The organism is Dactylosporangium sp. CA-092794 (assembly GCF_050948465.1).
Taxonomy (GTDB): Bacteria; Actinomycetota; Actinomycetes; order Mycobacteriales; family Micromonosporaceae; genus Dactylosporangium.
This window is the reverse complement of sequence record NZ_CP192044.1, coordinates 5,485,995-5,500,812: the sequence shown is the minus strand read 5'-3', so window position 1 is coordinate 5,500,812 and position 14,818 is coordinate 5,485,995. Positions and strand designations below refer to the sequence as shown.

Sequence of the window (14,818 nt, the reverse complement as noted above, 5' to 3'; positions counted from 1 at the left end):
CCATGAACACCATGACCACGCCCGCGCTGGGCCGCCCGCGCAGCGAGACCGCGCGCCGCGCCATCCTCAATGCGGTCGACGACATGCTCGTCGAGGAGGGCTACGCGGCCATGACGATGAAGGGCATCGCGGCCCGGGCCGGCGTCGGCAAGCAGACCGTCTACCGGTGGTGGTCGTCGAAGGCCGAGATCCTGCTGGAGGCGAGCGCCGAGGACGCCGCCGCGGAGCTGGCCACCCGGCCCGGCGCCGACGCCGTCGCCGACCTCACCGCCTACGTCGAGGCCGTCGTGCGCTTCCTGACCGACTCGCACGCCGGCCTGGCCTACCGCGCCCTGCTCGGCGAGGCCCAGCACGACCCCGCCGTCGCCGAGCTGGTCCGGCGGGCCGACGTGCTCGGCCCGAGCGCCCGCGCCGTCATCGACCGCGCGACCGGCCGCGGCGACCTGCCCGCGCGGCTCGACCCGGCCGACGCCGTCGCCGAGCTCATCGGCCCGATCCTCTACCGGGTGCTGACCGGCGACGGCGACCGGTCGCCCGCCCGGTCGCGCCGCTACGTCCAGCGGTATCTCAACCGCGTGGCCGATCGCTGACCATGCCCGCCCCGACCGTGCGGTTGGTGGTCTCGTCGATGATGATGAACCCGCCGGTGGTGCGGTTGCGGCGGTACTCGTCGGTGAGCAGCGGCACGGTGGTGTGCAGCGTGACCCGGCCGATCTCGTTGAGCCCGAGCTGGGTGGCGGATTCTTCGCGGTGCAGGGTGTTGATGTCGAGGCGGTAGTGCAGGCCGCGGATCACGGTGTGGGCGGTGCGGGTGGTGTGCTTGATGGCGTAGTGGCCGCCGGTGGTGAGGGGGCGGGTTTCGTCCATCCAGCAGATCATGGCTTCGATGTCCTGGGCGACTGCTGGGGTGTTGTGGGGTCGGCAGATGAGGTCGCCGCGGGTGATGTCGAGGTTGTCGGCGGTGCGGATGGTGATGGACATGGGTGGGTAGGCCTCGGTGACGGGTCCGTCGGCGGTGTCGATGTGGGTGATCCGGGTGGTCAGCCCCGACGGGAGGACGAGGATGTCGTCGCCGGCCTTGAGTACGCCGCCGGCGACCTGTCCGGCGTAGCGGCGGCCTTCGATGACGTATTGGACGGGGAAGCGGACGTCGACGAGGTTGCGGTCGGCGGCGATGTGCACGTGTTCGAGGTGGTGCAGCAGGGACGGGCCGTCGTACCAGGGCATGCGCTCGCTGCGGGTGACCAGGTTGTCGCCGTGCAGCGCCGAGATCGGGATCACGGTCAGGTCCGGGGCGTCGAGTTTGGCGGCGAACGAGGTGAACTCGTCGGCGATCCGCTCGAAGACGGCCTGGTTGTGGTCGACCAGGTCCATCTTGTTGACGCACAGCACCAGGTGCGGCACCCGCAGCAGCGAGCAGAGGAAGGCGTGGCGGCGGGACTGCTCGACCAGGCCCTTGCGGGCGTCGACGAGGATCAGCGCCAGGTCGGCCGTGGAGGCGCCGGTGACCATGTTGCGGGTGTACTGGATGTGTCCGGGGGTGTCGGCGATGATGAACTTGCGGCGTGGGGTGGCGAAGTAGCGGTAGGCCACGTCGATGGTGATGCCCTGCTCCCGTTCGGCGCGGAGGCCGTCGGTGAGCAGGGCGAGGTTGGTGTATTCGTCGCCGCGGGAGCGGGAGGTGGCCTCGACCGCCTCCAGTTGGTCGGTGAAGATCGCCTTCGAGTCGTAGAGCAGCCGGCCGATCAGCGTCGACTTCCCGTCGTCCACCGAGCCCGCGGTGGCGAACCGCAGCAGGTCCATCATCAGAAGTACCCCTCCCGCTTGCGATCCTCCATGGCCGCCTCGCTGACCTTGTCGTCCCCGCGGGTCGCGCCGCGCTCGGTGACCCGGGTCGCCGCGACCTCGTCGATCACCTTGTCGATCGTGTCCGCGTCGCTGCGCACCGCGGCGGTGCACGACGCGTCACCCACCGTCCGGTAGCGCACCCGCTCCACGAACGGGGACTCACCGGCCCGCAGCGGCAGGAACTCGTTGACCGCGTAGAGCATCCCGCCGCGGTCGACGACCTCGCGGTCGTGGGCGTAGTAGATGCCGGGCAGGTCGATGCCTTCGCGGGCGATGTAGTGCCACACGTCCAGCTCGGTCCAGTTGGACAGCGGGAACACCCGGATCGACTCGCCCGGCGCGATCCGGGCGTTGTACAGCGCCCACAGTTCCGGCCGCTGGTTGCGCGGATCCCACTGCCCGAAGTCGTCCCGGAACGAGAACACCCGTTCCTTCGCCCGCGCCTTCTCCTCATCCCGCCGTGCACCACCGAACAACGCGTCGAACCGGTACTTCTCCACCGCACCCAGCAGCACGGGTGTCTGGATCCGGTTGCGGGTGCCGTCCGGCGACTCGCGCACCAGCCCGGCGTTGATCGCCTCCGGGACGCTGGCCACGATCAGCTGCACGTTGAGCTCGTCCACCCGCCGGTCCCGGTAGGCCAGGACCTCGGGGAAGTTGTGCCCGGTGTCCACGTGCAGCAAGGGAAACGGGATCCGGGCCGGATGGAAGGCCTTCTGCGCCAGCCGCAGCATCACGATCGAGTCCTTGCCGCCGGAGAACAGCAGCACCGGCCGCTCGAACTCGGCCATCACCTCCCGGATCACGAAGATGCTCTCCGCCTCCAGCACCCCCAGGTGCCCGGCGTGCGACCGTGGTGTCATTGCACCTCTCCCAACGCGCTCAGCAGCGGATCCACCAGCTCCGGACGGCACACGACGAGGTCCGGCAGCCACGGATCGGGCCGGTTGTATTCCAGCGGCGAGCCGTCGAGCCGGGCGGCGTACAGGCCCGCCGCCCGGGCCAGCGCCACCGGCGCCGCCGAGTCCCACTCGTACTGCCCGCCGGCGTGCACATAGGCGTCGACGTCGCCGGTCGCCACCGCGCAGATCTTCGCGCCGGCCGAGCCCATCGGCACCAGCTCCGCGCCGAGGCGCATGGCGACCCCGGTCAGGAACTCGGGGGCGCGGCTACGGCTCACCGCCAGCAGCAGCGGGCGGCCCGCGTCGCCGGCCGGGACCGGCGGGTCGTCCGTGGTCCACACCCGCCGCCGGGCCGGCAGCGCCACCGCGGCGGCGGCCAGCCGGGACGGCGCCGCGGCGGTGCGCTCCCACAGCGCGATGTGCACCGCCCAGTCGGTGCGGCCCGGCTCGCCGAACTCGCGGGTGCCGTCCAGCGGGTCGACGATCCACACCCGGTCCGCGGCGAGGCGGGCCGGGTCGTCGCGCGCGCCCTCCTCGGAGAGCACGGCGTCGCCCGGGCGGCGGCGGGCCAGCGCGGTCGTGATGAGATCGTGCGAGCCCTTGTCGCCGGCGGCGCGCAAGGCCTCGGGGTCGGTGCCGAGGGTGCCACGCAGCCCCATCAGCAAGGCCCCGGCCTCGCCCGCCAGCCGGCCGGCGAGGGACGCATCTGACTCAGGTTGCATCGGGCGGCTCCTTCGCGGTACCAGTCGGCAAATTGACGTCGAAACGGGTGCCTTCGCCGGGGCGGCTGGCCACCGCCACCGTGCCGCCGTGCGCCTCGACGACGGCGCGGACGATGGCCAGGCCGAGCCCGCTGCCGGGGCCGGATCCCCGGCCCGGGCCGGCCCGGTAGAAGCGGTCGAACAGGTGGCGCTGGTCCGCGTCGGGGATGCCCGGCCCGGCGTCGGCGACCGACAGCCGCACGACCGGCCCGGCGGCGGCCAGCGACACCTCGACCGGCGTGCCGGCCGACGTGTGCTGCAGGGCGTTGCCGACGAGATTGCGCACCACCTGGCCGAGCCGGTCGGCGTCGCCGACGACCACGGCAGTGCCGCCGCACCCCGTCGTCGTGAAGGCGATCGGGCGGCCCGGGTCGACCACCCGGGCGTCGGCGATGACGTCGCCGACCAGCCCGGCCAGCTCGACCTCGGCGATGTCCAGCGGCCGCTGCTCGTCCAGCCGGGCGAGCAGCAGCAGCTCCTCGACGAGCCGGCCCATCTGGGCGGCCGCCTCGGCGATGCGGCTCATCCCGGTCTCCACGTCCGACGGCCGGGGCAGCCCCTCCTGGAAGTAGAGGTCGGCCCAGCCGCGGATGGTGGTCAGCGGCGTGCGCAGCTCATGCGAGGCGTCCGCGACGAACCGGCGCAGCCGTTCCTCGGCGCGGCGGCGCTCGTCGAACGCGTGGTTGAGCGCGATCGCCAGCTGGCCGACCTCGGTGCCGGGGCGGTCGACCGGGACCCGCCGCGCGGTGTCGCCGTCCGCGATCGCGGTGGCCGTGGCGGCCATCGTGCCGAGCGGGCGCAGGCCGACCCGCAGCACGCCGAGCGCGAGCAGGGCGAGCACGAGCAGCAGCCCGGCGCTGACCAGCGCCTCGCTGACCGCGAGGCGGTTCAGCGTCTGCTGGTCGGTCAGGAACGACAGCGCGATCACGGTGGCGGTGAGCCGGGGATGGCCGTCGAGCGGGTGGTACACCACGCGGTAGGGCGCCCCGTCGAGCTCCAGCTGGATCGGGCGGTCGGGGCGGGAGCGCAGCCGGTCCAGCCGGCTGTCGGCGGACGCCGCGATGAGCGCCGCCTGGCCCGGCACGTCGTCGCGCAGCGGCAGCGCGGTGAGGACCCGCTGGCCGCGGTCGAGGAAGAGCACATTGAGCTCGCCGGAGCCGTAGGACTCCAGCGTGGTCGGGCTCAGCTCCACCGGCGTCTGCACGGGCGCCGAGCGCTCCACCACCCGGTCGATGACCAGGACGGTACGGATCAGCTGGTCGTCGATGCGCTGGTCGAGCTTGGCCCGCACCATGACGTAGGCGGCCACGTCGGTGCCGACCAGCGCCATCGCGACCAGCACCAGGATCCCGGACAGCAGCCGGCCCCGGATGCTGCCCGGCACGATCCGCAGGCGCCGCACGACACGGGGCTTCATGACACGGGTGCGCGCAGCACGTAGCCGAAGCCGCGCACGGTGTGCAGCAGCGGCGGGCCGGTGAAGTCGATCTTTCGGCGCAGGGTGGACATGAACTTCTCCACCACCGAGGCGTCGCCGCCGAAGTCGTACTGCCAGACCCGGTCGAGGATCTGCGCCTTGGACACGACCCGACCGGCGTTGATCATGAGGTACCGCAATAACCGGAACTCGGTCGGCGAGAGCTCGATCAGCTGCCCGGCCCGCCGCACCTGGTGGGCCTGCTCGTCGATGAGCAGATCGGCGCAGGCCAGCACGCCGTCGTCGGCCGGCTCGCCACGGGTGCGGCGCAGCAACGTGTGGACCCGCGCGATCACCTCGGCGACGCTGAACGGTTTGGTGACGTAGTCGTCGCCGCCGAGCATCAGCCCGGTGACGATGTCGGCGGTGGCGTCGCGGGCAGTGAGGAACAGCACCGGGAAGCGGTGGCCGCCCCGGCGCAGCCGCCGGGCGACCTCGAAGCCGTCGATGTCGGGCAGCATGACGTCGAGGATCGCCAGCTCCGGCTGGAAGTCCTCGAGCCGGCGCAGCGCGTCCGCGCCGCTGGCCGCGCTCGCGGCCAGGAACCGGGCGAAACGCAGCGTGGTCAGCAGCAGCTCGCTGATGTGGTCGTCGTCGTCGACGACCAGCACCCGGACCGCCTTCCCGTCGAGCGGTCGGGCCAGCCCGGGTGCGGACAGCGGGACGGCGGTCATGAGGCTTCCTCCGGTGGGTGCGTGGAAGGGCGGGTCGCTCAGCCGCCGCGGGGGTGTGCGGCGAAGAACGTCCAGATGGTGTGCGTGGCGTCGAGCGCGTCGGAGGGCGGGTCGAGGCCGAGGGCGCGGGCCGCGGCGCCGCGCGGGCCCGGCTGGCCGGGCCACTGGTGGCCCGCCCCGGCAATGGTGATCAGCTCGACCGCGCGGCCGCCCGGGCAGGTGGCGGTCGCCCGGGTGACGTCGCCGGCCGTGCTGGTCGCCGGCTCGCCGCAGCGGTCGGTGGCCCGCCAGGTGGCGGCGAGCGCCGGGATGGCCGGGCCGTCGACGTTGGCCGGGCTGGTGCCCTGCCCGCCGTTGTCCCGCTTGCCCGGGCCGCCGTTGTAGGGCACCGTCTGGTCGGCGGCGCCGTGGATGTGGATGACCGAGGTCGGCGCGGGCGACGGGCAGGCGCCGAGCATGGTGGCCGAGTCGGGGCCGATCGCGGCGAACGAGTCGGTGCCGCAAGCCAGGCGGTAGGCGAGCATGCCGCCGTTGGAGATCCCCGTGGCGTAGCGCCGCGCGGGGTCGATCGGGATCAGGCCGGCGATACGGGCGATCATCTCGCGGACGAAGCCGGGATCGTCCACATGGGACGCCGCGGGCGGGCCGCAGCAGTCGTCGCTGACCGCCCAGGAGCGCTTGTAGCCGTCCGGGTAGGCCACGACGAAGTGCCCGCGGTCGGCCTCGGCGTCCCAGCCGTAGGAGGACTCGGCCTGGCTGCCGGTGCCCAGCGCGCCGTGCAGCATGACGACCAGCGGCACCGGGCCGTCCGGCAGCCCGGCCGGGCGGTACACCCGGAAGGTGCGCTCCATGCCCCCGAAGTTCAGGGTGTGCGAGCTCGACCCGACGGCAAGCCCCGCCCGGCTCGCCGGGGCCGCGTGGCACCCGGCGAGCAGGGCGGCGAGGGCGAGCCCGGCACACTTCGCCGGGCCGGCCAGGCTTCGCATGATCACTTGACGTTCATCTTGATGAGCTCCCAGCCGCCGTCGGGCACGGCGTCGTTGGGGTCGGTCCGCAGGTTCATCGGGTTCGCCATGCCGAGGTAGACGGTCGAGCCGTCCGGGATCATGTTGCGCACGCCGTAGTTGAGGTAGTTGCCGACGCCGGTGGTGCTGACCGCCTCGGCCGGGCCGTCGCAGTCGAACGCCCACAGGTCGCCGCCGTAGATGCTCGGGTCGATGTTGCCCTGCCCGGGCGGGAGCAGGTAGTGGGCGATGTAGCTCCAGTCCATGGTGCCGACGAAGAGCTTCCCGGCGGTCACCGTCATGATCCATTCGTAGTTGTTGAACGGGTTGCCGAAGCCCGAGGCGCCGTACTTCGGGGTGTAGCCGGTCGGCTTGGCGCTCCACGTCGCCGTCGCCGGGTCGTAGGCGGGCAGCGCCGACTCGCCGTAGAGCAGCTCGACCCGCTGGTGGCCGGTGCCGAAGTCGCGGCCGCGGAAGACGCTCAGTGCCCGCTGCGTGTTCTTGATCGCGGCCTTGGTCGCGTCGCCCTGCGGCTGCGGATAGACCGTCTCGAACACGGTGGTGGCCTTCATCGGCACGTGCATGGTGCCCCAGTACAGCTGCCCGTTGTAGGCGGCCAGCCCGCCGAGGCCGTAGGTGGCCGCGATGACCGGGTCCGGCTCGTACTGGGAGGCGTTCCACACCTGCTGCCAGCCGCCCGCGTCGGTGTCGCGCAGGCCGGGGTGGCCGCCGTGCAGCGGCGGGCTCATCCACAGCCCGGCCAGCTGGTCGGTGCCGGTCGGCGAGGTGCGCGGCCAGGTGCTCACGTAGAGGCGGTCGTTGAAGTAGGTCAGGTCGGCCGCCTGTGCGGGCAGGTCGGCGACGTTGACGAAGCTGAACGGGTTGCTGCGGCTGCCGGTCCAGCGCAGCACGTGCCCGCCGCTGTCGCCGTTGCGCCCGACGCCGACGCCCGCGTAGAGCGCGCCCGCGGCGACGAAGAAGTGCCGGATGTTGCCGGCCGTGGTGAGGCTGCTGGAGCCGAGGTACTCGCCCGTCTCGCCGTCGAACGCGAAGAGGTTGATGACGGTGCCGAGGCCCGGGCCGGCGAGCAGGACCACGCCCTGGAACGCGCCGCCGGCACGCAGGCCGAGGGTGGTCTTGCGGCGGTAGGCGTCGTCGCTGGACTTGCTGTCGATGTCGGCGGTCTTGTCCACCAGCTTGCCGGCCTTGGTGTCGTAGTAGAAGACCTGGGGCGCGCGCTGGTCGCCGATCGACGGCGGCAGGGTCGGGTTCTGCTTGGCCAGCTGGCTCTGGCCGTACTCGCACACCCAGTCGTCGTTGATGCTGGGCTTGATCAGGTTGAGCGTGGCGCCGCTGACGATGCAGTTGACGTTGGCGCCGGTGCCGAACCAGATCTTCTTGCCGACCTGGGCCAGGCCCCAGACGTAGGCCTGGTTGACCTTCGGCTGGCCGGTGGCGCAGGGCGGCCCGGCCGGGTAGGGCTCGCCGACCCCGGCGAAGCACTCGTCGGGTTTGGCCTTGGCCAGCAGCCGGAAGTCGTAGTGCGGTCCGGGCGGGCGGGCGAAGGCCGGCGCCGCGGGGACGAGGACCGCGACGAGGGCGGACGCCACGACGGGCAGCGCCCGCCGGCGCAGCTTGCGGTGTGCGGACATCGGTGGTCTCTCCTGCGATGAGGTTGGGGTGCTCAGGCCGCTACCGGGACGGTCTTGGGTGCCGGGGCGACCACGCGCCCGGCCACCTGCCGCGCCCAGGAGCGCGGGTCGTCGAACTGCAGGAACGCGCCGAGCCGCTCGAGCTCCCCGACCGGGTCGGCGACCAGCTCCTCGTAGCGCATGCGCAGCAGGTGCTCGGGCGGGGAGTCTTCCAGCGCCTGCTCGGCCTGGCTGGTAAGGAACGCGCACAGCCCGAGGTAGCGGCGCACGTCGTTGCCGCGCTCGCGCAGCCGCGCGGCGGTGAGCCGGTCGGGCAGGTAGGGCGCGAGGTCGTCGGGGACCGTGGCGCCCGGCTCCATCCGGAACGGGTCGACGCCGCACCGCCCGATGAACTCGACCCGCAGCTGGATCAGCTGGAACGACGGGTGCCGGCTCATCGACTTCGCGATCGCCTCGCGGTCGCGGGTCAGGTAGACGATCCGGGCCTCCGGGAAGCCGCGCAGCAGGTACGGCGTCACGTTGCTGGAGCCGCCGGAGCGCTCCACCCAGCGGCGCTTGCCGGTGAGCTCGGTGAGCAGGTCCAGGAACATCCGGTGGTGCGCGGCGATCGACTGGACCGGGAAGGCCGGCACCCGCTCGGCGAGGACGTCGAACAGGGCGTCCGGGTCGTCGGAGATCTTCGACAGCGTGATGGCGAGGATCCGGGGCAGCTCCACCATGTCGCCGGCCCACCGCCCGCCGGCCGGGTAGTGCAGCTCCTTGGGCGGCAGCCCGATCCGGAACAGCGTGGCCACCTCGGGCTTCGGGCTGCTCAGCACGCGCCAGTAGGCCGCGCCGTCCACCACGTCGCCGCTGGCGGACCACGGCGCGACCGACATGAAGAACTCCTGCACCGACAGGGTCTCGGGCTCGGAGTGGATGAGGTCGGACAGCAGGGTCGAGCCGCACCGGCCGTTGCTGATGACGATGGCGCGGCCCGGGGTCGGGGTCGGCATGGGAAAACCTCCAGTTCTCAGGCGGCGGGGCGGGTCAGCGCGGCGCGGCAGTCGCGGTCGAGCCAGCCGAGCACCAGGTCGCGGATCTGCTCCGGCGCGTCGACGAGGAGCGAGTGCCGCCGCCCGGGCACCACCACCGTGCGGGCGTGCGGGAGGAGCCGGTGCACCACCGGGGCGAGCTTGACCATGCCGGAGTCCCCGCCGTAGACGCACAGCACCGGGCAGTCGATCCGGGCGATGCGCTCCTGGGCCGGCAGCTCGCTGCCGGCGAGGTCCTTCAGCAGCGTGGTGGCCGAGATCAGCTCCTTGGCGGCCCGGGCCCGCGGGCCCGGGCCGGCCGCGGTCCCGGCGGCGGCCAGGCGCATCGAGACCCGCTGCATCCAGTCCGGGGTCGGCGGGGCGGACTCGACGGTGGCGAGCCCGGCGATCCGCTCCGGGTGCCGGGCCGCGTAGCCGAAGGCGATGGTGCCGCCGAACGAGTTGCCCAGCAGGTAGATCGGCGCGTGCGCGCCGACCGCGGCCAGCAGCGCGGTCAGGTCGTCGACGAAGTCGTCGAGACGGTAGCCGGTCGGCGGGCGGCCGGTGTGGCCGTGGCCGCGCAGGTCGTACATCACCACCCGCAGGCCGGCGTCGGACAGCGGCTTGGCCAGGGTGAGGTACCAGCTGGCCAGGCTGTCCGAGCCCATGCCGTGCAGCAGCACGATGGTGGCTGCCGCCGGGCCGGCGGGCTCGAAGACCTCGACGTGGACGTCGATGCCGTTGACGGTGAGCGTGCTCACGCCGCGACCGCCTTGCCGGAAAGCGACGTCTCGATGAACTCGACGAGCTCGCGCACCCGCAGGTCGCGCACCGAGTCCAGGCCGAGACCGGCGACGAACTCGGCGAAGTTCACCCCGTCGCCGTAGCGGGACTGCAGCCGGCCGGCGAGCGCGACGACGTCGATGCTCTCGACGCCCAGGTCGGTGCGGAACGTGGCGTCCATGGTGACGTCCTCGGCCTCCAGGTCGTCCCGGATGGCGTGCAGCATCTCCGCGATATCGGCGAGGATGTCGCTCTGGCCTGCTGGCATGTGCTCGGTCCCCTCAGTCATGACTCCTCCGGTCCCCAGGTCCAGCCGACGACGTACCGCCGCGGCGTCAGGTCCTCGGGGTTGGCGATCTCCCGGCAGCGGACCCGGTAGGTCCGGCCGGCGACGGCGACGGTCAGCTCGTCCGGCGTGGCGGCCGTGACCGTGAACCGGCGCGGGTTGCCGCCCAGCCCGGTGCCCTCGGCCTTGGCGACCGCCTCCTTGGCCACCCAGAACCGGGTGAACCACAGGTCCCGGTCGCCCCCGCCGCCGGCCGACCGGGCGTCGAGCAGGTCGGCCTCCTCGGCGGAGAAGAAGAACGTCACGGTGCTCGGCGGGCGCTGGGCGACCTCGGCGACGTCGATGCCCACGCCGGGGCCGTCGCCGGGGTCCCCCGGCTTGGCGATGGCCACCGCGACCTCCGCGCAGTGCGCCAGCGACAGGTCGCAGCCGACGTACCCGCGGCCCTCGCGCAGCCGCGCCCGCGGCCGCCCGTTCGGGTCGTTGACGATGGTCAGCTCGATCGGGAAGACGTCGGTGTGCCCGGCGTCCCACTGCCGGAACCGCACCGCGTCCTTGGCCGCGATCCGGCCGAGCAGCCACTGCTTGCGGCCGGTGGGCGGCTGGGCCTCGTAGGAGGCGTACGCGTCGCCGCCGAGGATGCCGCGCGCGGCCATGCCCCGGGTGACCAGGTCCGTCCAGGCGTCGAAGACCACCGTCCAGCCCTCCGGCTGGGGCCGCGACATCGGGTTGCGCTCGGGGAACCGCTCCGCCGGGCGGGCCGACGGGTGGCTGTCGAAGCGCCGGTCGGTCGCGCCCTCGATGACCGCCCAGACCCGGCCGCCGACGATGAGCTGGGTGTCCGCGACCAGCTTGCCGTCGTCGACGGCGGTGACCCGGGCGACGCAGTCGAAGGCGGTGCCCGGCGCGGGCGGCGGCCCGAAGAACCGCACGTGCTCCAGGCCGACCGGCAGCGCCACCGTGCGGGACGGCTGGGTCGAGATGAGCCAGTTGCCCAGCAGCTGCAGCGCGTTGTCCAGCAGGGCGCCGGGGGGCTGCGGGGCGGTGACCACGCCGCGGACGTGCCGGTCGCCGAGCGCGTGCACGGCGGTGACGCCGCGGAACAGCGGGCCGTGGAACATGAGCCGCTCGGCGTACATCTCCTCGGCGCTGATCGTCGGCGGCCGCTCGCCGGCCGGGTCGGTCGTGAACGGCGCCGGCGGCTGCGGATAGCCGTCGGCGACCTCGATGGTGGCCCGCGCGTAGCCGCCGAAGGAGACCGACCACCGGCCGGGCCCGGCGGGCTGCACGGTGAGCTCGATGTCCTGCGCCGGCGCGGCGATGACCCAGCGGTTGAACTTGGCGCCGTGCACCGCGACGACCCGGCCGCCGGGCGCAATCCGCTCGACCGCGTCCATCATGTGCTGCACGACGGCCGTCGCCGGGACCACGGGCCACCGGTCCTCGGGCCGGTCCCAGTCGTCGGGCTGCACGAAGAAGCAGTGATCCCGCAGGTACGGCATGGTGTCGAGACCGACCCGCAGGGTGCTGCGATGCACCTGCGGGGCCGGCTGCACGGCCGGCGGCGCCGGCTTGACGGCCGGTGCCGGGGGCGTGGTGACGGTCATGACCCGCGCGGCGCTGCTGGCGGTCTCCCGCAGCAGCGCGGAGAGCTCGGCCGCCGCGCTGGACGCTCCGGACAACCGGTCGAGCGTGTCCAGCACCGCAGGAGGCGTGTGGGCGCCGCCGGTGATGCCGAGCAGGCCGCTCGCGCCCTCGCCCAGGCGGACCAGCGGGCCACCCAGGTCCAGCTTCACCCGCGGGCCGCGCCGCGCGGGCCGGGCGGCCGCGGGGGCGCCCAGCGCGGCCAGGTTCGGCTCGGCGCCCTCCACCCACAGCGCGGTGGCCACCCGGCGCAGCTGGTTGAGCCCGCTGCGGTGGGCCACGTTGACCGGCATCGCCAGGTGGTCCTGGCCGCGCAGGTTGTCGTCCACGACCGAGGCCAGCTGCCCGGGCCCGACCTGCAGGAACACCCGCACCCCGGCGTCGTGCATCGCGGCGATCATCGGCCGGAACCGCACCGGCTCGATCATGTGCCGCACGAACAGGTCGCTCACCTGCCGCGGGTCCGCCGGGAACGGCGCGACGGCGGTGGCCGACCAGACCGGGCGGTCCGGCGTGCCGACCTGCCAGTGGCGCAGCGCCTCCCCGATCGCGGCGAGGCCGCCGCCGAAGGCCGGGGTGTGGAACGACGAGCGGAACGGCAGCACCTGGCACAGCACGTTGTCCCGGCGCAGCGACGCGATGAGCGCCTCGACCCGGGGTACCGGGCCGTTGACGATGCACTGCCCGGGCGCGTTGTCGTGGGACAGCACCACGCCGGGGTGCTCGCCCAGGACGCCCTCGACCCGCTGGACGCCGGCCCCGATCACGGCGAACGCGTGGTCTTCCACCTCGACGGTCTCGGCGTGGAACAGGTCGAGGAACTCCTCCATCGAGGCGGTGCTCATCAGCCCGGTCACCGAGGCCGCGGCCCACTCGCCGAGGCTGTGCCCGGCCACCACGTCGGGCGTGACGCCGATGCGCACCAGCGCCTCGTGCAGCAGCTTGCCGACCTCGATGACGCCGGCGCCGTGCCGGCCGAGGTCGTCGTCGGACCAGTCGCGGTTGCGCAGCCCGAAGTGCGCGGCGACGTCGTCGACCCGCGGCGTGAACTCGGCCTCGATGCCGGGGAAGACGAACGCGAGCCGGCCCGGGGTGGCGCCGGCCAGCAGCGGCTGAGGGCTGTACCAGACGTCCCGGCCGCCGCGCCAGGCGCGGCCCCGCTCGACCGCCTTGCGGGCCAGCGCGAGCCGTTCGTCGGACGGGTTCACCAGGCCCAGCCGGCAGGGCTGGGCGGCGGGGACCAGGTCGGCGCGCTCCCGCAGGCGGGGCCCGTCCGCTTCCAGCTGCCGGGCCAGCCCGGCCGGGTCGGCCGCGGCCAGCCACAGCACCCGGTCCGGCTCCTCCACCGCGGGGCGGGCGGAACGGGTGCCCCGGCGGGCCGGCGGCTCCTCGACGATGACGTGGGCGTTGATGCCGCCGAAGCCGAAGGCGTTGACGCCGGCCCGGCGCGGGCCGGTGCCGTCCCACGGCCGGGCGGTGGCGACCGGCTGGAAGCGGGTGCCGGCCAGCTCGGCGCGGGGCGCGTCGCAGTGCAGGGTGGGCAGCAGCACGCCGCGGGAGACCGCGAGCACGGCCTTGATCAGCCCGGCGATCCCGGCGGCCGGCATGGTGTGGCCGATCATCGACTTCACCGAGCCGATCACCGGTCGCTCGCCGCCCCGGTCGGGCCCGAAGACCTCGGCGACGCTGGTGAGCTCGGCCGCGTCGCCGGTGGGCGTGGCGGTACCGTGCGCCTCCAGCAGGCCCAGGGCATCGGGCGCCGCCGGGTCCAGCCCGGCGGCCTGCCAGGCCCGGCGCATGGCGAGCGCCTGGCCGGAGGAGGCCGGGTTGAACATGCTCGCCGAGCGGCCGTCGCTGGACGTGCCGCTGCCGCGGATGACCGCGTGGATGCGGTCGCCGTCGCGGACCGCGTCGTCGAGCCGCTTGAGCACGACGATGCCGGTGCCCTCGCCGATGAGCAGCCCGTCGGCGGAGGCGTCGAACGGCCGGATCTCGCCCTTGCGCGACAGCGCGCGCAGCTGGCTGAAGACCGACCAGAAGCTGATGTCGTGCACGTGGTGCACGCCGCCGGCCAGCACCGCGTCGAGCCGGCCGTTGACCAGCTCGGTGATGCCCTGGTCGACCGCGATGAGCGAGGAGGCGCAGGCCGCGTCGAGGGTGTACGCCGGCCCGCGCAGGTTGAGCCGGTTGGCGACCCGGGACGCGGTGAGGTTGGGCACCAGCCCGATCGTGCCCTCGGGCTGCTGCGGCCCGAGCCGCTCGTCGAACTTCTGCCGGACCAGCTCCAGCCGGGCCGGGTCCAGCTCGGGCAGCAGCTCGCGCAGGACCAGCACGACCTGGCTGGACATGCGCACCCGCTGCGCGTAGCGGGCCTGGGCCGGGCTGAGGATGCCGCCCCGGCCGAGGATCACCCCGACCCGGTCGCCCTCGGGCAGCCGGTCGGTCCCGCCGGCGTCCTCGACCGCGGCGGCCGCCACCTCCAGCGCGATGAGCTGGTCGGGCTCGATGTCGCCGACCGACGCCGGCATGATGCCGAACCGCAGCGGGTCGAAGGTGGCGTACTCGTCGATGAAGCCGCCGCGCCGGCAGTAGACCCGGTCGGGCCGGTCGGCGTGCTGCGGGTCGTAGAACTCGTCGTCCCACCGGTTGGCCGGCAGGTCGGTGATGGCGTCGACGCCGTCGACCAGGTTGCGCCAGTAGGCCTCGACCGACCCGGCGCCGGGCATGACCGCCGCCATGCCGACGATCGCGATTGCCGTCCCCTCGGACATGCC

Annotated in this window: 12 protein-coding genes; 1 reads left to right on the top strand and 11 read right to left on the bottom strand. The window is 73.7% G+C overall.

The annotated features are described in order from the left end of the window. Positions 1-11 precede the first annotated feature (11 nt). On the top strand, positions 12-590 hold the full coding sequence (locus ACQPXD_RS23585) for a TetR/AcrR family transcriptional regulator (RefSeq protein ID WP_432841973.1): 579 nt from the start codon (positions 12-14) through the stop codon (positions 588-590). Here ACQPXD_RS23585 and ACQPXD_RS23580 read toward each other — a convergent pair. The 11 genes from ACQPXD_RS23580 to ACQPXD_RS23530 are packed head-to-tail and all read right to left on the bottom strand — an operon-like array spanning position 568 to position 14,815. Then, positions 568-1,803: a sulfate adenylyltransferase subunit 1 gene (locus ACQPXD_RS23580; RefSeq protein WP_432843942.1), complete on the bottom strand. Its 1,236-nt coding sequence runs from the start codon at positions 1,801-1,803 to the stop codon at positions 568-570. The two genes, ACQPXD_RS23585 and ACQPXD_RS23580, sit on opposite strands and share 23 nt — an antisense overlap. 2 nt (positions 1,804-1,805) lie before the next feature. Next, complete coding sequence (gene cysD / locus ACQPXD_RS23575) at positions 1,806-2,711, bottom strand: sulfate adenylyltransferase subunit CysD (RefSeq protein WP_432841971.1); 906 nt, start codon at positions 2,709-2,711, stop codon at positions 1,806-1,808. Next, positions 2,708-3,472: an inositol monophosphatase family protein gene (locus ACQPXD_RS23570; RefSeq protein ID WP_432841969.1), complete on the bottom strand. Its 765-nt coding sequence runs from the start codon at positions 3,470-3,472 to the stop codon at positions 2,708-2,710. Before ACQPXD_RS23570 ends, cysD begins: the two co-directional genes overlap by 4 nt. After that, complete coding sequence (locus ACQPXD_RS23565; protein WP_432841967.1) at positions 3,462-4,928, bottom strand: sensor histidine kinase; 1,467 nt, start codon at positions 4,926-4,928, stop codon at positions 3,462-3,464. Before ACQPXD_RS23565 ends, ACQPXD_RS23570 begins: the two co-directional genes overlap by 11 nt. After that, on the bottom strand, positions 4,925-5,662 hold the full coding sequence (locus tag ACQPXD_RS23560) for a response regulator transcription factor (RefSeq protein WP_432841965.1): 738 nt from the start codon (positions 5,660-5,662) through the stop codon (positions 4,925-4,927). Before ACQPXD_RS23560 ends, ACQPXD_RS23565 begins: the two co-directional genes overlap by 4 nt. A gap of 38 nt (positions 5,663-5,700) precedes the next feature. Then, the gene (locus ACQPXD_RS23555; protein WP_432843940.1) at positions 5,701-6,648 is read right to left on the bottom strand and encodes an extracellular catalytic domain type 1 short-chain-length polyhydroxyalkanoate depolymerase; all 948 of its coding nucleotides are present in this window, start codon (positions 6,646-6,648) and stop codon (positions 5,701-5,703) included. A 2-nt stretch (positions 6,649-6,650) separates the two neighbouring features. After that, positions 6,651-8,318, bottom strand: coding sequence for a hypothetical protein (locus ACQPXD_RS23550; RefSeq protein WP_432841963.1), 1,668 nt, complete (start codon positions 8,316-8,318; stop codon positions 6,651-6,653). Positions 8,319-8,350: 32 nt separating this feature from the next. After that, positions 8,351-9,313: a hypothetical protein gene (locus ACQPXD_RS23545; protein WP_432841961.1), complete on the bottom strand. Its 963-nt coding sequence runs from the start codon at positions 9,311-9,313 to the stop codon at positions 8,351-8,353. 17 nt (positions 9,314-9,330) lie between these two features. Next, complete coding sequence (locus ACQPXD_RS23540) at positions 9,331-10,092, bottom strand: alpha/beta fold hydrolase (protein ID WP_432841959.1); 762 nt, start codon at positions 10,090-10,092, stop codon at positions 9,331-9,333. After that, entirely contained in the window at positions 10,089-10,403 is a 315-nt protein-coding gene (locus ACQPXD_RS23535) for an acyl carrier protein (protein ID WP_432841957.1), read from the bottom strand. The genes ACQPXD_RS23540 and ACQPXD_RS23535 overlap by 4 nt, the downstream gene beginning before the upstream one ends. Next, entirely contained in the window at positions 10,400-14,815 is a 4,416-nt protein-coding gene (locus ACQPXD_RS23530; protein WP_432841955.1) for a beta-ketoacyl synthase N-terminal-like domain-containing protein, read from the bottom strand. Before ACQPXD_RS23530 ends, ACQPXD_RS23535 begins: the two co-directional genes overlap by 4 nt. Positions 14,816-14,818: the final 3 nt, after the last annotated feature.